This window comes from Micromonospora parathelypteridis, assembly GCF_014201145.1.
GTDB lineage: Bacteria > Actinomycetota > Actinomycetes > Mycobacteriales > Micromonosporaceae > Micromonospora > Micromonospora parathelypteridis.
This window is the reverse complement of record NZ_JACHDP010000001.1, coordinates 4478596-4504924: the sequence shown is the minus strand read 5'-3', so window position 1 is coordinate 4504924 and position 26329 is coordinate 4478596. Positions and strand designations below refer to the sequence as shown.

The 26329-nt window shown below is 72.7% G+C and carries 18 protein-coding genes; 6 read left to right on the top strand and 12 right to left on the bottom strand.

All coding sequences use genetic code 11. The features are described 5' to 3' along the window. Nucleotides 1-69 precede the first annotated feature (69 nt). Both HNR20_RS20340 and HNR20_RS20335 read right to left on the bottom strand, forming a co-directional pair. Complete coding sequence (locus HNR20_RS20340; protein ID WP_184182180.1) at nucleotides 70-453, bottom strand: nucleotide pyrophosphohydrolase; 384 nt, start codon at nucleotides 451-453, stop codon at nucleotides 70-72. Nucleotides 454-617: 164 nt separating this feature from the next. After that, nucleotides 618-3068 (bottom strand): glycoside hydrolase family 2 protein, encoded by a 2451-nt coding sequence (locus HNR20_RS20335; RefSeq protein WP_184182178.1) that lies wholly within the window; start codon nucleotides 3066-3068, stop codon nucleotides 618-620. A gap of 109 nt (nucleotides 3069-3177) precedes the next feature. On the opposite strand from HNR20_RS20335, the gene HNR20_RS20330 reads away from it, so the two are divergent. Continuing rightward, complete coding sequence (locus HNR20_RS20330; RefSeq protein WP_184182176.1) at nucleotides 3178-4197, top strand: LacI family DNA-binding transcriptional regulator; 1020 nt, start codon at nucleotides 3178-3180, stop codon at nucleotides 4195-4197. A 17-nt stretch (nucleotides 4198-4214) separates the two neighbouring features. Here the strand turns inward: HNR20_RS20330 and HNR20_RS20325 are convergent, their stop codons facing one another. Then, nucleotides 4215-6614 carry a GGDEF domain-containing phosphodiesterase gene (locus HNR20_RS20325; RefSeq protein WP_229687452.1) on the bottom strand — a complete coding sequence of 800 codons (2400 nt, stop codon included), beginning with the start codon at nucleotides 6612-6614 and terminating at the stop codon, nucleotides 4215-4217. Between the two features lie 218 nt (nucleotides 6615-6832). Here HNR20_RS20325 and HNR20_RS20320 point away from each other — a divergent pair, with 218 nt between their 5' ends. Further along, a complete protein-coding gene (locus HNR20_RS20320; RefSeq protein ID WP_184182172.1) occupies nucleotides 6833-7225 on the top strand; it encodes a PH domain-containing protein in 393 nt (130 codons plus the stop codon). On the opposite strand, the gene HNR20_RS20315 is transcribed toward HNR20_RS20320, so the two are convergent. Then, nucleotides 7219-8145: a 2-hydroxyacid dehydrogenase gene (locus HNR20_RS20315; RefSeq protein WP_184182170.1), complete on the bottom strand. Its 927-nt coding sequence runs from the start codon at nucleotides 8143-8145 to the stop codon at nucleotides 7219-7221. The two genes, HNR20_RS20320 and HNR20_RS20315, sit on opposite strands and share 7 nt — an antisense overlap. Before the next feature lie 186 nt (nucleotides 8146-8331). Between HNR20_RS20315 and HNR20_RS20310 the strand changes: the two genes are divergently transcribed. The 3 genes from HNR20_RS20310 to HNR20_RS20300 all read left to right on the top strand — a co-directional run bounded on the left by HNR20_RS20310 (nucleotide 8332) and on the right by HNR20_RS20300 (nucleotide 13056). Beyond that, entirely contained in the window at nucleotides 8332-10149 is a 1818-nt protein-coding gene (locus HNR20_RS20310; protein WP_184182168.1) for a GAF domain-containing SpoIIE family protein phosphatase, read from the top strand. 92 nt (nucleotides 10150-10241) lie between these two features. Beyond that, on the top strand, nucleotides 10242-11414 hold the full coding sequence (locus tag HNR20_RS20305; RefSeq protein ID WP_184182166.1) for a PQQ-dependent sugar dehydrogenase: 1173 nt from the start codon (nucleotides 10242-10244) through the stop codon (nucleotides 11412-11414). A gap of 61 nt (nucleotides 11415-11475) precedes the next feature. After that, nucleotides 11476-13056: a metallophosphoesterase gene (locus HNR20_RS20300; RefSeq protein ID WP_184182164.1), complete on the top strand. Its 1581-nt coding sequence runs from the start codon at nucleotides 11476-11478 to the stop codon at nucleotides 13054-13056. Nucleotides 13057-13077: 21 nt separating this feature from the next. Here the strand turns inward: HNR20_RS20300 and HNR20_RS20295 are convergent, their stop codons facing one another. The 6 genes from HNR20_RS20295 to ligA form a co-directional block, all read right to left on the bottom strand. Beyond that, a complete protein-coding gene (locus tag HNR20_RS20295) occupies nucleotides 13078-15435 on the bottom strand; it encodes a thiamine pyrophosphate-binding protein (RefSeq protein ID WP_184182162.1) in 2358 nt (785 codons plus the stop codon). A gap of 87 nt (nucleotides 15436-15522) precedes the next feature. After that, a complete protein-coding gene (gene gatB / locus HNR20_RS20290; RefSeq protein ID WP_184182160.1) occupies nucleotides 15523-17022 on the bottom strand; it encodes an Asp-tRNA(Asn)/Glu-tRNA(Gln) amidotransferase subunit GatB in 1500 nt (499 codons plus the stop codon). Between the two features lie 13 nt (nucleotides 17023-17035). Beyond that, entirely contained in the window at nucleotides 17036-18511 is a 1476-nt protein-coding gene (gene gatA / locus HNR20_RS20285; RefSeq protein WP_184182158.1) for an Asp-tRNA(Asn)/Glu-tRNA(Gln) amidotransferase subunit GatA, read from the bottom strand. Next, nucleotides 18508-18813 carry an Asp-tRNA(Asn)/Glu-tRNA(Gln) amidotransferase subunit GatC gene (gene gatC, locus HNR20_RS20280; RefSeq protein ID WP_099851058.1) on the bottom strand — a complete coding sequence of 102 codons (306 nt, stop codon included), beginning with the start codon at nucleotides 18811-18813 and terminating at the stop codon, nucleotides 18508-18510. Before gatC ends, gatA begins: the two co-directional genes overlap by 4 nt. A 156-nt stretch (nucleotides 18814-18969) precedes the next feature. Then, nucleotides 18970-21600 (bottom strand): putative bifunctional diguanylate cyclase/phosphodiesterase, encoded by a 2631-nt coding sequence (locus HNR20_RS20275; protein ID WP_184182156.1) that lies wholly within the window; start codon nucleotides 21598-21600, stop codon nucleotides 18970-18972. A gap of 157 nt (nucleotides 21601-21757) precedes the next feature. Continuing rightward, on the bottom strand, nucleotides 21758-23893 hold the full coding sequence (ligA, locus tag HNR20_RS20270; RefSeq protein ID WP_184182154.1) for an NAD-dependent DNA ligase LigA: 2136 nt from the start codon (nucleotides 23891-23893) through the stop codon (nucleotides 21758-21760). A 286-nt stretch (nucleotides 23894-24179) separates the two neighbouring features. Between ligA and HNR20_RS20265 the strand changes: the two genes are divergently transcribed. After that, on the top strand, nucleotides 24180-24752 hold the full coding sequence (locus HNR20_RS20265) for a type II toxin-antitoxin system PemK/MazF family toxin (protein WP_229687451.1): 573 nt from the start codon (nucleotides 24180-24182) through the stop codon (nucleotides 24750-24752). A 145-nt stretch (nucleotides 24753-24897) separates the two neighbouring features. On the opposite strand, the gene HNR20_RS20260 is transcribed toward HNR20_RS20265, so the two are convergent. Further along, a complete protein-coding gene (locus HNR20_RS20260) occupies nucleotides 24898-25263 on the bottom strand; it encodes a VOC family protein (protein ID WP_184182152.1) in 366 nt (121 codons plus the stop codon). Between the two features lie 36 nt (nucleotides 25264-25299). After that, complete coding sequence (locus tag HNR20_RS20255) at nucleotides 25300-26304, bottom strand: methionine synthase (protein WP_184182150.1); 1005 nt, start codon at nucleotides 26302-26304, stop codon at nucleotides 25300-25302. Nucleotides 26305-26329: the final 25 nt, after the last annotated feature.

Here is a 26329-nt window from a genome sequence, read left to right as displayed (position 1 = left end):
ATATCCGTGCACTGGAAGCCCGTCGGACCGCCTTACTGCGATGACTGTAGCGAGAAGATCAACCAAGGACTACGACCGTGGCGCCTTCGCCGCGGACCCCCTGGCGATTTCCACCGGGTACCGCCGGGCTGAGTCGGCCAGCTTGTCGGTCGCCGCGCCCACCAGGTCGATGTCGAGGACGTCGGCGAGCCGGACCAGATAAATCATGACGTCGCCGATCTCAGCGCGTACTCGCGCACCCGCCTGCGGGTCCGCCATCACCTGGGCCGCCTGATCTGGTGTCAGCCACTGCAACTCGGCCAGGAGTTCGCCGACCTCGCCGGAGAGCGCCATCGCCAGGTTCTTCGGCGTGTGGAACTGCTGCCACTCGCGCTCCTCCGCGAAAGACCGGAGCTGATCGGCGAGCTGGGTGACACTGCCTGCAGCGGATCCCGCTTCCGAACGGCTGCCCATACCTCAGATCCTCACTGGCCGAGTTCGACCTTCTCGTTGTCGCCTGAACTGAACAAGGTCAGCATCGTCCCCGGCGTGATGATCGTGCTCGAACGTGGAAGTAGTGGCCTCATCGTCGAGGGAGGCCACTACTTCATGGATCGAGCACGATCTTGGGAGGGAAGCTAGCTCCGTTCGATGTCGTTGACGCAGCGCAGCACCGGTCGGGCGGTCAGGGCCGCAGCGTCGAGCAACCCATCGGCCCGCACGGTGAAGGTGACAGACTCGCCCGGCAGCAGAGTGACCAGGGCCTGGTCGACGGACGCCGACGGGTCGAGCCGGTCCGCGAAGAGCGTCAGGTCGCGCAACACCGTGCCGGTGGTGACCCGGACCCGCTGACCGCCGTCGAACGGCTCGACCGTGGCGTTCCACACCGCCGACGGCCAGTCCACGTCCCGGTCCTCGGCGAAGAACCACAGCGCCCGCTCGGCGCTCTGACCCGCCTCGGCGACCAGTAGCTCACGCCGGGTCTCGTCCGGCCGGGCCAGCTCCGCCGGCAGCGCAACCACGACCGAGGCGTACGCGGGGACGTCCAGCTCGAACGTCGTCTTCGCCCGGGGCTCACCGGCGAGGGTCAGCCGGGTCACCGAGGCCGACGCCCGCCAGGTCGTGCCGCCGTCGTTGACCGCGACCAGGGCGAGGCCCCCGTCGCGGGGCTGCACGGTGAGCAGTCGATCGGCGTACGCGTGGCGCAGCGCGTACCACAGGGGTTTGCGACGGCCGTCGCCGTCGACGGCGGACCAGGACGTGACCGGCCAGCAGTCGTTGAGCTGCCAGACGATGGTGCCCGCGCAGACGCCCCGGTGTGAGCGGAAGTGCTCGACCCCGAGCTGGATCGCTCGTGCCTGGTTGAGCTGCGTCAGGTAGTGCCAGTCGTCGAAGTCCGCCGGGGCGGGCAGGTGCGCGTCGAGGCCACGCTGGAGCTTGGCGTCCCCGTCGGCCGCCTTCTGGTGGTGCGCCATGCCCGGTGAGTCGTGCGCCAGGGGTTCGTCGCTGAGCGCCCGGCGGAGGGTGGCGTACGCCGGTGGGCCCTGGTAGCCGAACTCGGCGACGAAGCGCGGCACGTACTCCCGGTACTTGGTGTAGTCGTCGGTGTTCCACACGTCCCAGATGTGGGTGGTGCCGTGCGCCGGGTCATTGGGGTGGATCGCCTCGGTGCCCGACCAGGGGCTGCCCGGCCAGTACGGACGGGTCGGGTCGAGCTCACCGACGATCCGGGGCAGCACGTCGAGGTAGTAACCGCGCCCCCAGGTACGCCCGGCGAGGTCCTGCTGCCAGTCCCAGTCGTGCCAGCCCCAGATGTTCTCGTTGTTGCCGGTCCAGAGCACCAACGACGGGTACGGCGAAAGCCGGGTCACCTGCTCGGCGGCCTCGGCAGCCACCTCAGTGCCGAACGGCTCCTCCTCCGGGTAGGCCGCGCAGGCGAAGAGGAAGTCCTGCTGGACGAGCAGCCCGCGTTCGTCGGCGAGGTCGTAGAAGTCCGCCGACTCGTACCGGCCGCCGCCCCAGACGCGCAGCAGGTTGATGTTGGCCGCGATGGCCTGGTCGAACCGCTCGGCCAGCCGGTCCCGGGTGATCCGGGTGGGGAACACGTCGTCCGGGATCCAGTTGACCCCGCGTACGAAGACGGGGACGTCGTTGACCGACAACGCGAACGGGGTCCCGTGGTCGTCCGCGGTGGTGTCCAGTCGCACGGAACGGAAGCCGATCCGGTGGGACCAGTTGTCGAGGACGTCTCCGTGCGGTCCGTGCAGGGTCACCTCGATCGGGTGGCGCACCTGTTCGCCGTACCCCCGGGGCCACCAGAGCGCGGGCTCGCGGACGGTGAGGGTCAGCACGGCCGTGCGCTGGCCAGCCGGGATGACCACGTCGGCGCTGACGCCGGCGACGGCCGCCCGGACGGTCAGCGGGACGTCCGCGACCCGCTCGACGTCGACGTGCAGCTCGACCTGGCCGTCGCGGCCGTCCATCGTGACCAGTGGGCGGACGGTGGCCAACCGGGCGGTGGACCAGGCGTGCAGGCTGATCTCCTGCCAGATGCCGGCGGTGACCAGGGTCGGCCCCCAGTCCCAGCCGAAGTTGCAGGCCATCTTGCGGATGAAGTGGAAGGGCTCCGGGTAGGCGTTGGGCCGGTCGCCGAGCCGTTCCTGCTGCGCCTCGGCGTAGCGGTACGCGGAGTCGAACGTGATGGCCAGGTCGTTGTCGCCGTCGCGCAGCAACGACCGGACGTCGAACCGATAGCCGCGGTGCATGTTCTCGGTGCGACCGACCTCGACACCGTTGACGGTGAGCGTGGCCACGGTGTCCAGGCCGGCGCAGACCAGGTCGACCCGGTCGTGGTGTTCGGTCGGGCGCCGGAAGCTCGTCCGGTAGTGCCAGTCGGTGCGCCCGATCCAGGCCAGCGCCACCTCGTTGTCGTCGAGGTAGGGATCGGGGATCAGCCCGGCGTCGAGCAGGTCGGTGTGCACACAACCGGGCACGGTCGCCGGCACGGTCTGCCCGGCAATTTCGGCCGGCACGTGCGCTCCGGGTGCCGCCCGCAGGGTCCAACCGTCGTAGAGTGCCTGTCGGCTCAACACTTCACCGCACCTTCTGCATCGAAAGACGTTGACTGAACCGGATAAGCTAAGCCACCGTACGGTTCGGAATCCGGACGGTCAACGGCCAGAGCGAAGGAGCACGCCGGTGAAGCGGCCGACCATCGCCGACGTCGCCCGGTACGCCGGGGTGTCCAAGGGTGCCGTCTCGTACGCGTTGAACGGGCAGCCCGGCGTCTCCGAGGCCACCCGGCAGCGCATCCTGGCCATCGCCACGGAGATCGGGTTCAGCCGCAGCAGCGCTGCCCGCGCACTCTCCGCAGCCACCGCCGGGGCGGTCGGTCTGGCCCTGTGCCGGCCGGCCCGGACACTCGGCGTCGAGCCGTTCTTCATGGCGCTGATCAGTGGCGTCGAGGCCGAACTCTCCGCCCGCTCGTACGCGCTGACCCTCCAGGTGGTGGCCGACCCCGAGGCCGAGATCGCGGTCTACCGGCGCTGGTGGGGCGAGCGTCGGGTGGACGGGGTGCTCGTCTGCGACCTGCGCACCGACGACCGGCGCATCCCCGCACTCGAGCAGCTGCAACTGCCGGCGGTGGTGATCGGCGGGCCCGGTGGCACCGGCGACCTGGGCAGCCTCTGGTCCGATGACGAGGCCGCCTTGACCGAGACGGTGGAATATCTGGTCGCGCTCGGACACCGGCGGATCGCCCGGGTCGCGGGCCTGCCCGACCTGCGGCACACCGAGATCCGTACCGACGCCTTCGCCGCGCTGTGCCAGCGGCTCGACCTGGTCGACGCGGTCACCGTCTGGTCCGACTACACCGGGGAGGAGGGCGGCCGGGCCACCCGCCGGCTGCTCAGCTCCGCCCACCGGCCCACCGCGGTCATCTACGACAACGACGTGATGGCCATCGCCGGGCTGTCCGTCGCCCAGGAGATGGGGCTCACGGTGCCCGGCGATCTGTCCATCGTGGCCTGGGACGACTCGCCGTTGTGCCGACTGGTGCACCCGCCGCTGACCGCGCTGGGCCGGGACATCCCGGCGTACGGAGCGCACGCCGCCCGGCAACTGCTCGCCGTCATCGCCGGACAGCCGGCGAGCCGGGTGCAGGACGAGACGCCGCAGCTCACCCCTCGTGGCAGCACCGCGCCACCCCGGGAGAGATGAACCGGTTCAGCGAAGGCTCAGCGGGACGCCGACGGAAACTCCTCGAAGTACGCCTCGACCCGCTCGGCCGTCGCCGGGCGGGCCAGCGCGAATCCCTGCCCGTACCGGCAGCCGCCCCGGCGCGCCCCCTCGACCTGGGTCGACGACTCCAGCTCCTCGGCAACGATCTCGACGCCCAGCCGCTCGCCGACGTTGACCACCACGTCGATCAGCGGTGGCTGCCCGTCCGGCCGTGCGCCCACCAGCTCCGGGCCAACCTTGAGCAGGTCGATCGGCAGGCGGCGGAGCTGCGCCAGCGAGGCGTGCTCGGGCCGGAAGTCGTCCAACGCGGTGCGTACGCCCAGCGACCGCAGCCCGGCCAGCCGCGCCACCACGGTCGGCAGGTCACCCGCGACCCTCGGCTCGCTCACCTCCACCACCAACCGCTCCGGCGGCACCCCGTACGCGGCCAGCACGGCCGCGGCCCGCTGGACGAAGTCGGGGGTGGTCAGCTCCCGGGTCGTGACGTTGACCGCCATCCACAGCTCCCGGACGCCCGCCGACCAATTGGACAACTGCCGGCAGGCCCGGTCCAGTACCCACCATTCCAGCTCGCCGACCAGGTCCAGATCCTCGGCGACCGGCAGCAACTCGGCCGGGAGCACCGTGCCGAGCACCGGGCTCCGCCAACGCAGCAACGCCTCCGCGCCGACCGGCTGCCCGTCCGCCAGGTCGAGCACCGGCTGGTACACGAGATCCAGCTCGCCACGCGCCACCGCACCGGGCAGTTCCCGTTCCAGGTCGAGCCGGCGAACCAGCTGTTCCTCCAGGAACGCGTCGTACCACTCGACCCGGTCCCGGCCCAGCTGCACGGCCCGTCGTCGGGCCAGCTCGGCCTGCCGGAGCACGTCCGCCGGCCGGTCACCGCTCACCTCGGCCAACCCGATGCTGGTCTGCACGCGCAGCACCGAACCGGCCAGCTGGTAGGGCGGGGCGAGCGCGGTCAGCAGCCGGTTGCCCAGCGCGTACGCCAGCACCGGGCCGGCACCGGTGACCACGGCGAAGCCGGCACCCGTGCACCCGGTGATCAGGTCGTCGGAGGCGACGACCGCGCGGGCCCGGTGCACCGCCTCGGCCAGCACGTCCTCCCGCGCGGTCGGGCCGATCCCGTCGGTGCCGTGCAGGTCCACCAGGAGCAGCGCGCCGGACGGCGCCGGCACGTCACCGATCGCGGCGAGGGCGTCCAGCAGGGCGGCTCGGTCGCCCGGAGGACCGCCGCCCGCCGCAACGGGCCGCCGGTCGAACGTCGGCCAGCCGGCGCCGTCATCCGGCGACCAGGCCGAGCCGGCACCGTTTGCGGTGACCGGACCATCCGAGTCACCGGGGCGGCCGGGCTGGCCGTGCGCGGGCTGCCCAGGTGGGAGATCCGACGTGCCCAGCGAGCGTGGTTGCGCCGCGAAGCGGTGCCGGACGGCGCTGCCGGCGGGTCGGCGATGTGCGGCGCGGCGTTCGGCGGTGGGCGCGTCACCGGCCCGAAGCAGTTCGCGCAGCACCAGGGGCGGCACCGCCGCCAGGGCCAACAACACGCTCGTCCGGTCCGTCGCGCGGCCGGCGCTCAGGTGCAGACCCGCCGCCAGCAGCAGGACCGCAGCCGGGAGCACCGACCGGGGCCAGGCCGGAGCGATCGGATCCGCCGGCCCGGGATCACCGGCGTCCGCCGCGTCGGCCGCACCCACCGCGACGAGCAGCATCCCGAGCACCAGCGGGGGTACGGCCAGCAGGGTCACCCGCCCGGCCGGCGACGGCAGCGCGGCCAGCAGCACCAGCCCGCCCAGGGTGAGCAGGACGCCGCCCCGACACACCGCCGCTGGAGAACGTCGCCGTGGCCCGGCGAACGCGTTGAGCACGGCCATGCCCAGCCCGCCGAGCGCCAACGCGGCGACCAGCCGGACCGAAACCGGCAGGCCGTCATGGGGCAGCAGCAGCCAACCGGCGAGGGCCATCCCGACGGCCGGGCTGGTCGACTCGACCAGCCAGCGCAGCCCGACCCCGGCCGACGGTCGCGTCCGGCCGGGAAGCCGACACAGCCCGGTCACGGAGAGGGCCGCCACGACCAGCGACCCGACCAGCACGGCCGAGGTGTGCCCGCCGTCGACCAGGGGCAGCACGACGGCGGTCAGGCCAGCCGCCACCACCGCCGCGTCGAGCAGCACGCCCGCCGCACGCGGTGACGGATCGGTGCGGCGCCGGGAGGCCAGCCGGGCCAGCCGCACCCCGGCGAGGGTGGCGCCGGCGCCAGCTGCCAGCGCGATCACCACCGGGGCGGGGACCAGGTCGGCGGCACCGGCGAGGAGGAGCAGCGCCACCGCCGTGGACGTGGCGGTCTCCGGTGCCACCCGGCGGGGGACGAGGACGCGGAACGGGTACGCGAGGAGCACAGCGGTCGCCTTCGTGAGGGGGCACGGGGGCGGTGCGACGGTGCAGGACATCGGAGTTTGTTGATCCGCTGTCCAATTACTGACAACGATCGACGGCCAGATCGGTTACGTGCCGGTCACCCGGTGGAGACAACGACCCGTGTCACTGTACGACGCACCGCACCCTGCCGGCACCGCCCGCCGCGAGCCGGACCGGCCGAGGGTGGGATCATCGGAGGGTGAGTAAGCCCGACACGGTCCGCTTCCGGTACAACCAAGCCATCCTGGTCGCCGCGGTCATCGCCTTCATCGGTGCCCTGCCGCTGGCCAACGCCCGGGGCTACCTGCTGCCGGTGCTGCTCGTCCCGCTCGCCGTCGGGCTGTGGGCCTGGCGTGCCGGCACCGACGCCGACGCGCGGGAGCTGCGCGTACGGGCGTTGGTCGGGCAACGCCGGATCAACTGGGACCAGGTCCTCGAGCTGACCACCGACCAGCGCGGACGGGCGGTCGCCCGGCTCGACGACGGCCAGCAGGTCTCCCTGCCGGCCGTCCGCGGCGTGGACCTGCCCCGCCTGGTGTCGGCCACCGGCCAGGCGCTGCCGGACAACGCGGCCGAGGCGCCCGGTCAGTAGCCGTCGACCACCGTGTTGATCAGTGGCTGCCCGGCGGCGAACCGGCGAACCTGGTCACCGACCAGTCGGTAGGCCCGCGGCAGCAAGCCCCGCACCGCCCCGGCCACGTGCGGGGTGAGCAGCACGTTCGGCATCGCCCAGAGCGGAGAGTCGGCAGGCAGTGGCTCCGGGTCGGTGACGTCCAGCGCGGCCGAGATCCGACCGGTGCCCAGCTCGGCGACGAGCGCCTCGGTGTGGGCCACCGGCCCCCGGGCCGCGTTGACCAGCAGCGCCCCGTCCGGCATCGCGGCCAGGAACTCCTTGTCGATCAGGCCACGGGTCTGGTCGGTGAGCGGCACCAGCACCACCACCACGTCCGCCTCGGGCAGCAGCCGGGGCAACTCCTCGACGGCGTGCACCCCCTGCTCCGGGCGGGCCGTCCTCGCGACCAGGGTGAAGCTCACCTCGAACGGGGCGAGTCGGTCACGCACCGCGGTGCCGATCGCACCCGCGCCGACGATGAGCACCCGTTTGCCGGTCAGCTCGCCGGTCGGGGTGTTCCCCTCGTTCGCCCAGCGCCGTTCGGCCTGCGCGCGGACGAACGTCGGGAACGCCCGCAGCTGAGCGAGGATCGCGGTGACGACCCACTCGGCGGTGGACGGGTCGTGCACGCCGCGTGCGTCGCAGAGCGTGACACTCGGCGGCGTCCGGCCGGCCCAGGCATCCGCTCCGGCGGAGAGCAACTGCACCACCGAAAGGTCGGGCAGCTCACGCAGGAGGGCCGTCGCGTCCGTGCCGCCCAGGAACGGTGGCACCCAGACGCGGACGTCGGCGACCTCCGAGGGCATCCGGTCGGCGTGCTCGAACACCTCCACCGTCACGTCCGGGGGCAGCTCCCCCATGAGGTTCAGGCCGGCCTGGTGCGGAATCCATACCTTCACGTCAGCCGACGATAGTCCCCGCCGCCGAGGCCGGCGCAGGCACGGCCGCGAACCGGCGTCCCGGGGGATGGCGCGCGGAGCCGGGGCGGGCGAGACTCAGCACACCGATGTTCGACCCGGGCCTGGACGAGGTATAACGAAGGGTCGGAGGGCCGGTCGGCCTCCGCCCCAGCAGACAGGTGCTCGATGACCGACGGCTCCCCCGCCACCGCCCGGCCTCCGGTCGCCCCACCTGCGGCGCTCGCCGACCCGGAGCGGCTGCGCGCGCTCGCCGACACCGGGCTGGAGGCGGCCCCGGACGAGGCGTTCGATCGGTTCGCCCGGCTGGTCAGCGACCTGCTGGACGTGCCGGTCGCGCTGGTCTCCCTGGTCTCCGCCGACCGGCAGTTCTTTCCGGGCGCGGTCGGGTTGCCGGAGCCCTGGTCGGAGCGCCGGCAGACCCCGCTGAGCCACTCGTTCTGCCAGCACGTGGTGGACGTCGAGGCGCCGATGGTGCTGCCCGACGCCCGGCTCTATCCCCGCGTACGACACAACCCGGCCATCGAGGACCTCGGCGTGGTCGCGTACGCCGGGGTGCCACTGACCGACCTCTCCGGCCGGGTGCTCGGCGCGCTCTGCGCCATCGACAGCAAACCTCGCGCGTGGACCGCCGCGCAGCTGCGGACACTTGCCGACCTGGCGGCCGCCTGCTCGTCGGAGCTGCGACTGCGGATCGCGCTCGACGGCGCGCAGGAGGCACGGCGGCGGGTCGTGCAGGCGCACGAGCGGCTGGAACTGCTGGCCGGGGTGAGTGAGACGTTGGCCGGCACCCTGGACGTGGGCACCGCGCTGCACCGGCTCGCTGCCGCCATGGTGCCGCTGCTCGCGGACTGGTGCCTGCTCACTCTGATCGGGCCGACCGGCCTGCCCCGGGAGGTGGTCTCGGTGCACCGTGACCCGGCCCGGACAGCGGACGTCGGCCGCTTCGGTGAGCTGCTGCGCACTGGGCTGCGCCCGGAGTCGATCATCCGGACGGTGCTCCGGACCGGCCAGCCCCGGCTCGGCGGCGTCGCGTCCCTGGCCGACGTGACGAGGGGCACCACGATCCCGGAGATGACGTCGATCGCCGGCCGTCTGGGCATCGCCTCCTACCTGTGCGTGCCCGTGCGGGGTGTCGGTGGCACCGTGCTGGGCGCGATCACCCTGGTCAACGGCGCTCAGCGTCAGCAGTTCGACGACCGCGACCTGCTCACCGCTGTCGAGATCGGCCGCCGGGCCGGCCAGGCCGTCGGCAACAGCTCGATGTACGGCGAGCAGCGGCACGTCGCCGAGGTCCTGCAACACAGCATGTTGCCGAGGCTGCCGGTCGTGGGGCAGTTGGAGCTGGCGGCCCGTTACCAACCGGCCGCCGACCGGGTGGAGGTGGGCGGCGACTGGTATGACGCCTTCGTCCAGCCCGACGGCGACGTGATCGTGGCGATCGGGGACGTGGCCGGGCACGACATCGAGGCCGCGGCCACCATGGGCCAGTTGCGCAACCTCGTGCGGGGCAACGCCTTCGGTCGGCCGGACACGGTCGGGGCGCTGATGAGCAACCTGGATGGCGCGATCCGTGGCCTGCGGCTGCCGATCGCCGCCACCGCGACGCTGGTCCGGATCTGTCCGCAGGTCGCCGGCGTCCACGAGGTGACCTGGTCCAACGCCGGGCACCCGCCGGCCCTGGTGGTCCGCGTCGGCGGGGCGGTGGAGGCCCTCAACGCGACGCCGGAGCCACTGCTCGGCCTGACCCGGCCGTCACCGCGGACCAGCCAGTCGACCAGCCTGGCCACCGGTGACACCCTGCTGCTCTACACCGACGGGCTGATCGAGCGGCGGGACCGGTCCATCGACGAGGGGTTCGCCGAGCTGGTCGGCCGGCTGACCGGTGCCGACAAGCTGCCCCTCGACGAGCTGTGCGACCTGCTGCTCGCCTCGATCCGCCACCGGGAGGACGACACCGCGCTGCTGGCCGTACGGGCACGGTGAGCGGTCCACCGGGGACCACCCGCCGTGGGTCACCGGCACCGGTCAGTTCCGACGGGCCCGGCCGGGCCGTCCGGCGGGATACCCTGGGCCGGGTGAGAGCCCGTCCCCCGTACCCTCGCATCCCTCGCCTCCGGGTGGCCCTCGCGGCGTCCTGCGCGGCGCTGTTGTTCACCGCTGGTTGCAGCTTCGGCGAACCGGAGCCCGACCCGGCCGGCGAGCCGCCCAACCTGCCGACCCCGTCCGCCTCGGCGAGACCCGGTGGCGCTGGCCAGCAGGCGGTGGCGACGGTGCTCGCCAAGGGTCTACGGGTGCCCTGGGGCATCGCCTTCCTGCCGGACGGCGGCGCGCTGGTCACCGAACGGGACAACGGCCGGATCCTGCAGGTCGGCCCCGAGTCCGGGCCGGACGGGCTGCGGGTTCGCCCGGTGCAGACGATCCCCGACGTGGCGGCTGCCGGCGAGGGCGGCCTGCTCGGCATCGCCGTCTCCCCCGACTACGCCCGAGACAAGACGGTCTTCGTCTACTACACCGCCGAGCGGGACAACCGGGTCGCCCGGCTGCAACTCGGCGGGCAGCCCACCCCGATCCTCACCGGCATTCCCAAGGCCAACGTGCACAACGGCGGCGGGCTGGGTTTCGGCCCGGACGGGCAGCTCTACGTCAGCACGGGTGACGCGGGCCAGCGCCCCCTCTCCCAGGACGTGAAGAGCCTCGGCGGCAAGATCCTGCGGATCACCCCGGACGGCAAGCCCGCCGCGGGCAACCCGTACCCCGGTTCTCCGGTCTGGTCGCTGGGCCACCGCAACGTCCAGGGCTTCACCTGGGACGCCGCCAAGCGGATGTACGCCGTCGAGTTCGGCCAGAACACCTGGGACGAGATCAACCAGATCACCAAGGGCGGCAACTACGGCTGGCCGGACGTCGAGGGGCAGGCCAACGACAGGCGGTTCACCGACCCGATCACGCAGTGGGGGACCGCGGACGCGTCCTGCTCCGGGCTGGCCTCCACGGACCGGCTGTTGGTCACCGGCTGCCTGCGCGGCAAGCGTCTCTGGGTGATGGAGCTGACCGACACCGGCACGCTGCTCGGGCAGCCCAGCGAACTGCTCACCAACCGGTACGGCCGGCTGCGCGCGGTGGCCGCGGCGCCGGACGGATCGCTCTGGGTGAGCACCTCCAACCACGACGGGCGGGGCAACCCGGCGGGCGACGACGACCGGCTCCTGCGGGTGGTCTTCGCGGGCGGCGACGGCGGCCGAAGCTGACGTTCGTCACCATCCGTTCAGGTTTGCCAAGATCCGCCGACGGGCAGGTGAGAATTTCAGCATGGACGGGCAGCGCGACGAGCAGCACGACGACGCCGGTGACCGGGACGACCCGGTGACCGGCGGCGATCTGCCGCGCGCGACGCGCTCTCGGGGCGACCTGGCCGGCCCGCTGCGCCGCGTCGGGCTGATCGTCGCCGTCCTCGCCGTGGCCCTGGCCGGGGCGGTGCTCGGGGTGCTGGCCGGCGGTCAGGTGGACACCGACATCGGGCCGTTCCGGGCCAACCTCAGCATCTCCCCCGCCCGTGAGGGCGGCACCACCGTCGACATACCGCCGCTCGGCGCGCTGCTGCTCGACAGCCACGACGGGCCGACCCACCTCACCGTCCGGCTGGGCGCACTCGACCAGGGGCGCACCGAGGCGCTGATCGACGACCCGGCCAGCATCAGCAGGGCCAGCCAGAGCGCCGTGGAGGACGTCCGCTCCGGGGTGATGCGGCTCGGCCTGCGGACCCTCGGCGCGTCGGTGCTGGTCACCCTGGTCCTGGCCGGGCTGATCTTCCGTAACGCCCGACGGACCGCCTGGGCGGGCGGGTTGGCGCTGCTGGTCACCGCCGGCAGCCTCGGCACGGCGGCGGCCACCCTTCGCCCGCAGGCGATCGAGGAACCACGCTACGAAGGGCTGCTGGTCAACGCGCCGGCCATCGTCGGTGACGCCCGCCGGATCGCCAACGACTACACGAAGTACGCGGAACAGTTGCAGCGCCTGGTCGGCAACGTCAGCCAGCTCTACACCACCGTCTCGGCGCTTCCGCTGTTGGAGCCGACCCCGGGCACCACCCGGGTTCTGCACGTCTCCGACATGCACCTCAACCCGACCGGCTGGCAGCTGATCCGGACGGTGGTGGAGCAGTTCGGCATCGACGTGGTGATCGACACCGGGGACATCACCGACTGGGGCAGCGAGCCGGAGGCGTCCTTCGTCGGTTCGATCAGTCTGCTCAAGAAGCCGTACGTCTTCATCCGGGGCAACCACGACTCCGGCAAGACCGCCGCCGCGGTGGCCCGCCAACCGAACGCGATCGTGCTGAACAACTCGACGACGACCGTCGCGGGGCTCACCATCGCCGGGATCGGCGACCCGCGCTTCACCCCGGACAAGAACACCTCCCCCGCCGGCAGCGGGTTGACCCAGCAGGTGGCCGACCAGGTGATCGGGGTCGGCAACCAGCTCGCCGAGACGGTCCGCAACTCACCGCGACCGGTCAACATCGCCCTCGTGCACGACCCGGCGTCGGCCGGGCCGCTCGCCGGCACCTGCCCGCTGGTGCTGGCCGGGCACACCCACGCCCGGCAGGTCTCCAAACTGCCGCAGGCGCCGGGGCAGCAGCCCACCACGTTGATGGTGGAGGGCTCCACCGGCGGCGCCGGGCTGCGTGGCCTGGAGGGCGAGAAGCCCACCCCGCTGTCGATGAGCGTGCTCTACTTCGACCAGCAGAAGATGCTCCAGGCGTACGACACCATCACCGTCGGCGGCACCGGGCAGGCCCAGGTCAACCTGGAACGACGCCTGGTGGAGAACCCGACCGCCGGCACCCCCGCCTCGGCCACCCCAACCCCGACGCCGACCCCGACCCGCTGAACGCGGGCCGGGAGTCGGAGGTCAGCGCAGGGCGATGGCGGCCAGGGCCGCGTTGACGATGCTGCCGGGCAGCAGGTCGTGCAGTTCGTACAGCTCCGTGACGCTGCCGGACTGGCCGAACTCGTCCACGCCGAGCGGCACCGCCGGCGCGCCGAGCGCCGACCCGAGCCAGGCCATCGCGTGCGACGCGGCGTCGTGCACGGTCACCACCGGCACCCGGTCGGCGAACGCGGACCGCAGCGCGCCCGGCACGCTCGGCACCGTGGCCGTGCGTACGCCCTGACGCAGGGTGCGCTGCCAGGCCCGGTAGAGCCGGTCCAGCGAGGTCACGTCCACCACGTGCGCGGCGATGCCCTCCTCGGCCAGCTCCGCCGCGGCGGTCAGCACCTCGGGCAGCACCGCGCCGGAGGCGGCCAGCTGCACCACCGGGGCGTCGACCAGGTGCGGGTACGTCTGGTGGGCGTCGACCAGCCGGTACGCCCCGGCGACCACCTGCCGGCGCAGCACCGCGTCGCCGAGCCGGGCCCGAGCCGCCTCGAAGGGCGCCTGGTCCAGCGGACGGGTGCTCAACCGGAAGTAGTACGCGCCATCCTCGGCGGGTGCCGCGGTCGCGGCGGGAGCCGACCCACCGGCGATCTGCCCGAGCGCGTCGCAGAGCAGCCAGTCCAGGCTGGCCGCGTACGCCGGCTCGACGAAGGTCACCCCGGGCAGTTCCAGGCCGACCGATGCGGTGATGGTGGACTGGTGGGCGCCACCCTCCGGGGCGAGGGTGATGCCGGACGGGGTGCCGGCCACCACGAACCGGGAGCCGGAGTACGTGCCGTAGAGGAACGCGTCGAGGCCCCGCAGCACGAACGGGTCGTAGACCGTGCCCACCGGCAGCAGCGGCTGCCCGGACAGGTCCCAGGACAGGCCGAGCTGGCCGAGCAGCAGGAACAGGTTCATCTCCGAGATGCCCAGCTCGATGTGCTGCCCAGCGGGGCTCTCCGTCCAGCGCAGCATCCGGTCCTCGGTCCAGGAACGCTGCTCGGTGGGTGCGAACACGCCGGTCTTGTTGATGAACCCGGCCAGGTTGGTGGAGGTGGCCACGTCCGGGGCGGTGGTCACCAGGTAGCGGCCCACCTCCCGGTCCCGAGCCAGGTCCACCAGCACCCGACCGAACACCTCCTGGGTGGAGATCGGCTTGTTGGCGCGTACTCCTGTGCTCTCCGGGACGGTGACCCCCAGCGCGCGCTCGCGGGGCGCGCGGGACAGCGCCTCGCGGCGGGCGCCGGCCTGGATGCCGGCCGGTGACGCCGGGTCGAGGCGGTCCCACTCGGTCTCCCGGGTCAACCCCTGCGCGGCGCGCAACGTGTCGACCTGCTCCGAGCTGAGCAGCGCGGAATGGTTGCGCGGGTTGCCGGCGATGGGCAGACCCCACCCCTTGACGGTGTACGCGAAGACGACGCTCGGCCGGTCGGTGACGGCGTCACACTGGGCGTACGCGTCGAGCATCGCCTGCAGGTCGTGCCCGCCCAGGTCGGTGACGAGCGGGCGCAACTCCTCGTCGGCGATGCCCGCCACGAAGGCCTCCACCTCGGCCGGCGCACCGTCCAGGAACTGCTTGCGCAGCAACGGGCCGTCCAGCCCGAACAGCGACTGGTACTGCTCGTTGGGCATCGCGTCGATCCAGTCGCGCAGTTTCTCGCCGCCCGGCCGGGCGTACGCCTCGGCGAGCCGACGGCCGTACTTGACCTCCACGACGTGCCAGCCGGCCGCCTCGAACTGACCCCGCCACTGGTTGATCCGGATGCCCGGCACCACGCGGTCCAGCGACTGGCGGTTGAAGTCGACAAGCCACATGACGTTGCCCAGCCCGGTGGTGGCGGGGTCGGCGACCGCCTCCCAGATGTTGCCCTCGTCCAGCTCGGCGTCGCCGATCAGCGCCACGAACCGCGAGTGCGGGCGGGCCCCGAAGTGCGCGTCGACGTACCGCCGGGTGGCGGCGGCGAAGAGCGGCGCCGCCGCGCCCAGCCCGACCGAACCGGTGGAGAAGTCCACCTCGTCCGGGTCCTTCGTCCGCGACGGGTACGACTGGAGGCCGCCACGGGCCCGCAGCCGGGGCAGGTAGGAGCGGTCCAGGTTGCCGAGCAGGTACTGGATGGCGTGGAACACCGGCGAGGCGTGCGGCTTGACGGCTACCCGGTCCTCCGCGTCCAGGTGCGCGAACCACAGCGCGGTCATCGCCGTGACCAGGGAGGCGCTGGACGCCTGGTGGCCGCCGACCTTCACACCGTCCCCGGTGGCCCGGTCGTGGTTGGCGGCGTCCACGATCCGGGTGGCGAGCCAGAGCACCCGCCGCTGGATCTCGTCGAGGACATCGAGGTCGTGCTTGGTCACGGTGGCTCCATTCGGGCGTCGCCGTTGACGCCCTCGTGAGGGGTGCGGATCGCGCCGCGCGAGGCGGCGGGGGTGACGTGTGCCGGGTCAGCCCTCGACGCCGAGGCGCTCCAGGATCAGCTCACGCAGGGTCTTCGCGTCGGCCTGGCCCCGGGTGGTCTTCATGACCGCGCCGACCAGAGCGCCGACCGCCGCGACCTTGCCGCTGCGGATCTTGTCGGCGATGCCGGGGTTCGCGGCGATGGCCTCGTCCACGGCCGCGGTGAGCGCGCCGGTGTCCGAGACGACCTCCAGGCCCCGGTTGGTCATGATCTCGGTGGGTGAGCCCTCACCGTCGACCACGCCCTCCAGCACCGTACGGGCCATCTTGTCGTTGAGCTTGCCTGCGTCGACCAGCCCCTGCAGCTCGGCGACCTGGGCGGGGGTGGCACCGATCTCGGCCAGCTCCACGCCGCTCTCGTTGGCCCGGCGGGACAGCTCACCCAACCACCACTTGCGGGCCGCCGCCGGGGTGGTGCCGGCCGCTACGGTGGCCTCGATCAGCTCGACCGCGCCCGCGTTCAGCACCGACTGCATGTCCAGGTCGGACAGACCCCACTGCTGCTGCAGCCGACGCCGGTGCACCCGGGGCAGCTCCGGCAGGGCGGCCTTCAGCTCGGCAACCCACGCCGGGTCCGGGGCGATCGGCACCAGATCCGGCTCCGGGAAGTACCGGTAGTCGGTGGCGGTCTCCTTCGAGCGACCCGGGGTGGTGTCGCCGGTGTCCTCGTGGAAGTGCCGGGTCTCCTGGGTGATCCGGCCGCCCGCGTCCAGCACCGACGCCTGCCGCAGCATCTCCGAACGGACCGCCCGCTCCACCGAGCGCAGCGAGTTGACGTTCTTCGTCTCGGTGCGGGTGCCCCACTCCGCACCCGGCAGGTTGAGGGAGGTGTTCACGTCGCAGCGCAGCGAGCCCTCCTCCATCCGCACGTCGGAGACGCCGAGGGTGCGGATCACGTCCCGCAGCTCGGCGACGTACGCCTTGGCCACGTCGGGGGCGAGCGCACCGGTGCCGGGGATGGGCTTGGTGACGATCTCGACCAGCGGAATGCCGGCCCGGTTGTAGTCGACAAGCGACTCGGTCGCACCGTGGATGCGGCCGGTGGCACCGCCGACGTGCAGCGTCTTGCCGGTGTCCTCCTCGAGGTGCACCCGCTCGATCTCGATCCGCACCGTCTCGCCGTTGACCTCGACGTCCAGGTAACCGTCGACGCAGATCGGCTCGTCGTACTGGCTGATCTGGAAGTTCTTCGGCATGTCTGGGTAGAAGTAGTTCTTCCGGGCGAACCGGCACCACTCGGCGATCGAGCAGTTCAGCGCCAGACCGATCCGGATGATCGCCTCGATGGCGGCCTTGTTGGCCACCGGCAACGAGCCGGGCAGGCCAAGGCACACCGGGCAGACCCGGGTGTTCGGCTCGCCACCGAAGTCGGTCGGGCAACCACAGAACATCTTGGTGTTCGTGCCCAGCTCGACGTGGGTCTCCAGGCCGATCACCGGTTCGTAGCGCGCAACGACCTCGTCGTACGCGGGCAGTGTCGTCGTCATCTGGGCTCCTGCCTCACAGCGCCGGTGGGGTGAACGTGCCGACCGCGGACTCCAGCGCGGCGGCGACCCGGTACATCCGATCGTCGGCCATCGTCGGGGCCATCACCTGCAGGCCGACGGGCAGCCCCTCGGAGAGACCGCAGGGCACCGAGATGCCCGGCCCGCCGTACAGGTTGGTCGGGATGGTGAACAGGTCAGCCAGGTACATCTGGTACGGGTCGGCGGTCCGCGCGCCCATCGGGAACGCCACCGACGGGGTGGTCGGCGAGATCAACGCGTCGACCCGCTCGAACGCGGCGGTGAAGTCCCGGGTGATCAGCGTCCGGACCTTCTGCGCCTGCCCGTAGTACGCGTCGTAGTAACCCGACGACAGCGCGTACGTGCCGATCATGATCCGGCGCTTGACCTCCGGACCGAACCCGGCCTCGCGGGTCAGCGACATGACCTCCTCCAGCGACCGGTTGCCGTCGTCGCCGACCCGCAGGCCGAACCGGACGCCGTCGAACCGGGCCAGGTTGGAGGAGCACTCGCTCGGGGCGATCAGGTAGTAGGCCGGCAGCGCGTACGCGAACGTCGGGCAGGACACCTCGACGATCTCCGCACCCAGCTTCGCGAGGGCGTCCACCGATTCCCGGAACGCCGCCATCACGCCCGGCTCCGAGCCCTCGCCGACGAACTCGCTCACGATGCCGAGCCGCACACCGGTCAGGTCGCCGGTCGCGCCGAGCTTCGCCGCCGCCACCACGTCCGGCATCGGCTGCGGGATCGAGGTGGAGTCACGCGGGTCGTGCCCGCCGATCACCTGGTGCAGCAGGGCCGCGTCGAGCACCGTACGCGCGCACGGGCCGGGAGTGTCCAGCGACGAGGAGAAGGCGACCAGCCCGTAGCGGGAGGTGCCGCCGTAGGTGGGCTTCGCGCCCACGGTGCCGGTGACCGCACCGGGCTGACGGATCGAGCCGCCGGTGTCCGAGCCGATCGCCAGCGGCGCCTCGTACGCGGCCAGCGCGGCGGCACTGCCACCACCCGAGCCGCCCGGGATCCGGCTCAGGTCCCACGGGTTGTGCGTGGGTCCGTACGCCGAGTATTCGGTGGAGGAGCCCATCGCGAACTCGTCCATGTTGGTCTTGCCGAGCATCACCGTGCCGGCGTCGCGCAGACGCTGCACGATCGTCGCGTCGTACGGCGGGCGCCAGCCCTCCAGGATCTTCGACCCCACGGTGGTCGGCACGCCCCGGGTGGCGAGCACGTCCTTGACCGCGACCGGCACGCCGGCCAGCGGGCCAAGCTCCTCGCCGGCGGCGCGACGCTCGTCGACCGCGCGGGCCGCGGCGAGCGCGCCGTCGGTGTCCACGTGCAGGAAGGCGTGCACCCGGTCGTCGACCGCGGTGATCCGGTCCAGATGCGCCTGGGTCACCTCGACGGCGGAGGTCTCGCCGCCGGCGACCAGGGCCGCGATCTCGGTCGCGGTCATTCTGGTCAGATCACTCATGAAGCCACATCCTCGGTCAGGATCCGCGGTACGCGGAACCGCTGGTCCTCGGCGTCCGGCGCGCCCGACAGCGCCTCCTGCGGGGTCAGGCACGGCGTGACCACGTCCTCGCGGAAGATGTTGGTCAGCGGCACCGAGTGCGAGGTCGGCGGAATGTCCGCGGCGGCGACCTCGCCAACCTGGGCGACCGCCTGGAGAATCACGTCGAGCTGGCCGGCGAACATGTCCAGCTCCTCCTCCGTGACGGCGAGCCGCGACAGGCGCGCCAGGTGCGCGACCTCCTCGCGGGAGATGGCGGCCATCCGTGCCCCCTTCTGATGTCCTGCTGGTCGGGCGGTGTGCCGGTCGCGCGGCGGGTGGAGAGTGACGCGCGGTGACCGGAGCGAGTCTATTGTTCCGCTCCGGTGCCGCGTCCCCGACTCCCCCTCCGCCGGCCCTGATGTCGTGTCGACGGTCGGTCAGCGGGTGGGGCGGCGACCGGCGTCCGGCTCCGGGTGCCCGCCGCTCGGCCGGACCGGCCGGTAACGGGCCAGCCAGGTGACCAACTCCTCGGCGGGCATGGGCCGGGCGTAGAACCAGCCCTGAGCAGCGTCGCAACCGGCCGCGTGCAACAGTCGCCAGGTCCGCTCGTCCTCCACGCCCTCGGCCACCACCCGCAGCCCCAGAGCGCCGGCCAGGTCGATCATCGACCGGACGATCGCCGCGTCGTCGGTGTCCTCGGCCATGCCGAGCACGAACGACCGGTCCACCTTCACCTCGGACAGGGGCAACCGGCGCAGGTGCTGCAGAGACGAATATCCGGTGCCGAAATCGTCCAGCGCGATGGCCACCCCGATCCGGTGCAGCCGGGAGATGGTGGCCAGCACCCGGCGTGGGTCGGCCATCAGGGCGCCTTCGGTGATCTCCACCTGCAGCCGCTCGGCCGGCACCTCGTAGCGGGCCAGCCGGTCGGCGATCTGGTCGGCGATCTCACCGGTGTGCAGGTCGCGCACGCTCACGTTCAACGCCGCGCGCAGCCGGATGCCGGCCGCCGACCACTTGGCGATCTGCTCCACCACGTCGTCGACGACCCGCCGGGTGAGCAGCCGCATCACCGCGCTCTGCTCGGCGACCCGGATGAGTTCCTCCGGGTCGACCATGCCCCGCCGCGGGTGCCGCCAGCGCAGGAGAGCCTCGACGCCGATCACCTCGCCGGTCGCGATGGCGATCTGCGGCTGGTAGTACATGGTGATCTCGCCGGGGTCGTCAGCCAGCGCGCCGGCCGCGTGCGCCCACTCGGTCGATTCGAGCGGTTGCGGCGACGTGCCCGACCCGCCGTCAGGGCGCGGCCCGGGGCCACCGATACCCATCGCGGCGACCGTGCCCGCGCTCGGCGACCGCCGGCCGTTGCCGAGCCCGGCGCGTCGTTCCCGGGCCGGGCTCGGGCGGGTGACGGTGGCACGGGTGCTGCGGCCCCGGATCGGGTCGGCGCCGGTGGCGATGCGGTTGATCAGCTCATCGGCGTGCGCCAGCTCCGCGTCGCCGCGCCGGCGGCGTCCCCACCACCGGCCGGCGGTCGGTGTCGGCGTGGCGATCGCCGGCGCCGGGTCCGCGGGTGGCGGGGCCTCGGCCGGGGCCCCGGTGGGCAGCGCCGCCCCGTCACCGCCGCGCACCTCCGCCGACACGGCGAGGGGTACGTCCATCCGCTCCGTGCCGTCCGGCACTCCGACCGGGCCGACCCCGTCGGCCTGCTCGACGTGCCCCTGTCCCGCCGGCTCGGCGTCGAACGGGCCGTCGGCCGACGGGCTGGATTCGAGCACCCGGCGCAGGTCGGCGAGGAGGCCGAGTCGCTCCGCGGAGTTGTGGTCGGATTCGGGGGCGTAGACGGCCACCGTGTCGTTGCGGTGCTTGGCGTCGTACATCGCCACGTCGGCGTGGCGCATGAGGGTGGCGAAGTCCTCGCCGTGCTCGGGGAAGAGGGCGATCCCGATCGACCCGCCGACGTCCAACGGCAGCCCGTCGAGCGGCACCGGCTCGGCCAGCGCCTGGACCACCCGGTCGGCCAGTTCACGTGCCTGACCGACGTCGGTCAGCCCGGTCATCACGATGGCGAACTCGTCGCCGCCGAGCCGGGCGATCATCTGTGGCCGGGGCCACACGTCGGTGAGCCGCGCACTGACCTCGACCAGCAGCCGGTCGCCCACGGCGTGCCCGAGGGCGTCGTTGACGTTCTTGAAGCGGTCCAGGTCGATCAGCAGCAGCGCCAACTGCCCGTCGGGTTCACCGCGGGCCGTCCGCTCGGCATGAAGGTGCACCTGCTCCGCCACCTCGGCCAGCAGGGCCTTGCGGTTGGGCAGCCCGGTCAGCGGGTCGGCGGCGGCGAGGTGCTGCTGCTCGACGGTCAGCCGGGCCATCCGGTAGACGGCGAAGAGCGGCACCAGCACCAGCGGGATCAGCGCCGCGCTGACCCGTGCGGCGGCGACCAGCACCGGGGCGAGCAGCAGCAACGAGCCGGTGGAGAGCAACTCGAAGCCGAGGCCCTGGCGGAGGGTGGGCCACCACCGGTCTCCGAAGCGCAGCCGCACCGCCCAGCTGACCAGCCCGTAGTTGACGACGAACCAGGCGAGCGTGGCACCCCCGACGGCGGCCACGTCCGTCCAGTGCAACCGGTCACCGGAGAAGATGGCGCCCGGCCCGAGCTGGATGACCCCGTACGCGGCGGCGAGGGCACACGCGTACTGGCCGACGTTGAACGCCGTCCGCCACGCCGCGTGCCGCATCCGCCAGCCCGACACGACCACCCCCACCGCCTGCACCACCACCGCCGGGCCCAGCCCCCAACCGAGCAGGATCGCGAAGGTGAAGCAGGTGGACGGGAACACCGCGGAGGTCTGCCGACGCCCGGGCGGGACGAACGGGCGGGCGTCGCAGACCACGGCGAGCGCAGCCATCGTCCAGAACGCCACCGGCAGCCGGGACACCTCACCGGGGAGCGTCGCGAGTGGACCAGCGGCGGTCAGCGCGGCGACCACCAGGATGCCGACGACGAAGGCGGCGAACGGTGTCACCCGTCCCGGGGGGAGCGAGTTGCGTGGGTCGGCGACCTCCACGACACCTCCCGACCGATCGTCGGCGTGCCGATGCGCACGCCGTGACCCAATGAAACGCCCTCAGCCCCCGATTTCCCGGTATGACAGTCACGAATCGGTCGTAGTCGTAATTAAGTTGGTATACGCGGTCAGTCGGCGCATCGAGCCACCAACGAGATCAACCGCCCGGCTGGGCGACCTCGCGCGCGGCGTCCGGACCCGCGTCCAGCAACACCTGGAACCCGGCCTCGTCGAGCACCGGCACCTTGAGACTGGCCGCCTTGTCGGCCTTGGACCCGGGGTTGTCCCCCACGACCACGAAGCTCGTCTTCTTGGAGACCGAACCACTGACCTTGCCGCCTCGGCTCTGCACAGCCTCGGCGGCCTGGTCCCGTGAGAAGCCGGCGAGCGTGCCGGTCACCACCACGGTCAGCCCCTGCAACGGGCGCGGCCCCTCGTCGACCGCGTCCTCGGCCATCCGTACGCCCGCCTCGGCCCACTTGCGGACGACCTCGCGGTGCCAGTCCACCGCGAACCACTCCCGGAGGCTGGCCGCGATGGTCGGCCCGACCCCGTCGACCGAGGACAGCTCCTCCTCCGTTGCCGCGTCGATGGCGTCCACCGAGCGGAAGTGCAGGGCGAGCGCCCGGGCCGCGGTGGGACCGACGTGCCGAATGGAGAGCGCCACCAGCACCCGCCACAGCTCGCGCTCCCGGGCGACCGCGAGATTGTCCAGCAGCTTCGTCGCATTGCTGCCGAGGGTGCCGTCCTTGTTGACGAAGAACGGCGACCGGGACAGCTGCTCGGCGTCGAGTTGGAAGAGATCACCCTCGTCCGTGATGATCTGCGCGTCCAGCAGTGCTCCCGCGCCCTTGTAGCCGAGCACCTCGATGTCGAACGCGCCCCGGCCCGCGAGGTGGAACACCCGCTCCCGCAACTGCGCCGGGCAGCTGTGTGTGTTGGGGCAGCGGATGTCGACGTCGCTCTCCTTGGCCGGGGCGAGCGGGGTGCCACAGGAGGGGCAGGTGGTGGGCATCACGAACGGACGCGCGTCGGCGGGGCGCAGGTCGACCACCGGGCCGAGCACCTCGGGAATCACGTCACCCGCCTTGCGCAGCACCACCGTGTCGCCGATCAGCACGCCCTTGCGTTCCACCTCGCGGGCGTTGTGCAGCGTGGCCTGGGCGACCGTGGAGCCCGCCACGTGCACCGGCTCCAGCACCGCGAACGGGGTGACCCGGCCGGTGCGCCCGACACCGACCTCGATGTCGAGCAGCTTGGTGGTGACCTCCTCCGGCGGGTACTTGAAGGCGATCGCCCAGCGCGGGGCGCGACTGGTCGACCCGAGCCGACCCTGGATCGAGACCGCGTCGATCTTGACCACCACGCCGTCGATCTCGTGCTCGACATCGTGCCGGTGCTCGGCGTAGTAGGCGATGTATTCGGCCACGCCGGCCAGATCCGGCACGACCCGCCACCGGTCGCTGGTCGGCAACCCCCAGGACTTCAGCGCCGCGTACGACTCGGACTGCGCCGTGGGCTGGAACCCACGGCGAGCGCCGATGCCGTGCACGACCAGGCGCAGCGGCCGGGAGGCGGTCACCCGCGGATCCTTCTGCCGAAGGCTGCCCGCGGCGGCGTTACGCGGGTTGGCGAACGGTGCCCGACCCTGCTCGACCAGGCTGGCGTTGAGGTCGGCGAACCCGGCGATCGGGAAGTAGATCTCGCCCCGGACCTCCAGCAGCTCCGGAATGTCCGGGAATTCGGCGGACGGGGCGAGCTGGCTGGGCACGTCACGAATGCTGCGCACGTTGGCGGTGACGTCCTCGCCGGTGCGGCCGTCGCCCCGGGTGGCCGCCCGGACCAGCCGGCCACGCTCGTAGGTCAGGTTGATCGCCAGCCCGTCGACCTTCAACTCGCACAGGTAGGGCACCGGGCCACCCGCGTCCCGCTCGACCCGCTCGGCCCAGGCCGCCAACTCCTCGTCGGCGAAGGCGTTGTCGAGCGAGAGCATCCGCTCGGCGTGGGTGACCGGGGTGAAGTCGGTGGAGAAGGTGCCGCCCACTCGCTGGGTCGGGGAATCGGGCGTACGCAGCGCCGGAAACTCCGCCTCCAACGCCTCCAACTCGCGCAGCTGCCGGTCGAACTCGGCGTCGGCGATGGTCGGCGCGTCCAACACGTAGTAGCGGTACTGGTGCTCGGTCAGCTCCTGGCTGAGCGTGGCGTGCCGCTCCCGGGCCTGCGGCGTCGGCTCCGCCCCGGCCGCCGCCTCCTGCTCCGGGCTGATCTGCTGACCGATCTGCTCCTCGGACACACCGCCACCTTCGGACACGCCTGCGACCTCCCTGATCACGCTACCCGGGCACGGTATCGGGCCGGGGTGACAATCCGTCGCCCACCCGCGTCCGTGCGGGACGTCCCTCTCTCCCGCGTTCCCGTGATCACTCGACGCTCGGCAGTCGTCGACAGGCCGATCCAACTGCTCCGCAGCAAGTGCTCGAGGGTCGCTCTGGAGTGCCTCGGGGCGGTGGGCGGCTGCGGTGTGGTTGGCGGGCGGCACGGGCGGCGGCGTGCGAGGATCGCCGGACGATGGGTGGCCGGTGGGCCGCCGAGAGGCGGAGGTGGCGATGCCGGACGCGCTGCTCTGGGCGGTGGCGATCCTGCTGGCGGTGGCCGCCGGCTGGGCGTGGAACAGCTGGCGGCACCGGGTGGCGAACCGGCGTCCCGGAACCCGGCCGGGTCGAGGCACAACCGCCCGCACCGGTGGTCGTCGTCCCGCGCCGCCCCGGCCACGAGGCGCCGACCGGCCGGCCACCAAGCCCCGCTCGGGCGACGCCGACCGGAAGGCGGGCACGCCGGCACCCGGCGAGATCTGGTGGGCCGACGTGCCGTACGCCGACGGCAGCGGGTCGAAGGTGCGCCCCTGTCTGGTGCTGCGCGCCGACTCCCGGGGTGTCGACGTCCTGAAGATCACCAGCCAGGACAAGAGCGACCGGGACGACCACGTGCGGATCCCCACCCAGGAGTGGGACCCCGGCGCGGAGCACGACAGCTACCTCAGCCTGACCGAGCCGATCCGGATCAGCCCGGCCGCCTTCGCCGACCACGCCGGCCGCTGTGACGCCGACCTGTGGCAGAAGATTCGCAGCCTGCGCCACCTGCCCACCCGCTGACCGCGCTCGCGGCCGCCAGGTCGGGTCGGCCGGGAGCGTCGGTCCCCGGCAGCGCCGAGCGTGACGAGCTGGTCCGCGTGCGCGATGCGGTCGACCCGGCCGGCCAGGCGGCCATGATGCCCGGCCGGCGCGACCCACGCCAGGCTCAGTCCCAGCAGAGGCAGAACGGGTGGCCGGCCGGATCCGCGTAGACCCGGAACCCCTCGCCCTCACCGGGCAGCCGCCGCGCACCAAGCGCCAGCGCCGCCTTCTCGGCGGCCTCGATGTCGTCCACCGTCACATCCAGGTGGAACTGCTGAGGGCGTTCCGGGTCGGGCCAGGCTGGTGGCCGCAGATTGAGCGCCCGCTGGAAGGCGAGGCGCGGCTGGTGCCCGGGCGGGCCGCCCAGCACCACCCAGTCGTCGTTGGAGTCGCCCTCGGCCAGAGGCACGCCGAGCAGCTCGGCGTAGAACGCCGCCAACGCCCGCGGATCCGGGCAGTCGATCACCACTGAACGCAGCTGTCCAATCATGACGGCCATTCTGCCCAGCGGGTACGACACCAAACCTCAGTCCTCGGCGAACCGCCGGCCGGCGTCCCGGCACGCGGCGAGCACCGCCCGCGCGTACTGCTCGCTGGCGCCGGCGAGACCGCAGGCCGGAGTGACCACCACCTGCTCGGCGAGCTGCCGACGAGGAAACCCGAGGCGGTCCCAGAGCTGACGTACCCGGTCGGCGACCTGCGCGGAGGTCGGCGCGCCACCGGCCGACGGCGGTCGGGTCGGTGCGGCCCCGGCCAGCAACCCGAGGCCGGCGTCGATCGCCTCGCCGAGCGGGTCCAGCTCGGTGACAAGATCCAGGTCGAGGGCGACCCCGACGGCGCCGGTGGAGCGGATCAGCTCCAGCGGCACGTCCGGGGCGCAGCAGTGCACCACCGTCGGCACACCGACCGCCTCGACGACCGTGCGCAGCAGCGCGGCCGCGTCCACCGACTCGACCGCCCGGTACGCGCCCAACCCACTCTCGGTCGGCACCCTCCCGGCCAGCACGGTCGGCAGTGACGGCTCGTCCAACTGGAGCAGCACCGACGCCCGGGGCAACCGCCGGGCCACCGCCGCCACGTGCGCGCGCAGCCCCTCCGCGAGGGAGCCGGTCAGATCGCGGACCGCACCGGGGTCCCGCAACAGGCGGCCACCGATCGGCAACTCCAGTGAAGCGGCCAGCGTGAGCGGGCCAGCGGCCTGCACCTTGATCGGCCCGGCGTACTCCTCGGCCTGCTCGGCGAGCTGGTCCAGGTCGCGTTCCATCAGGTCACGGGCCCGGCGCAGGTCGCGGCCCGCGCGCGGGGCCACCCGCCACCGCCCGGCGTACACCTCGACAGGCAACTCGACCAGCAGCCCGGCGCCGCGACCGATCAGGTCCGCGCCGGGGCCCCGGGCCGGCAACTCGGGCAGGTGGGGCAGGTCGGGAAGCTCACCAAGGACCACCCGCTGGGCCTCGGCGATGTCGGTGCCGGGCAGCGAACCAATTCCGGTCGCCGCGCCGGCCGGCCAGGGCCATGCCTGATCTGTCACGGCCGAAGGCTATCCCGCGAACACC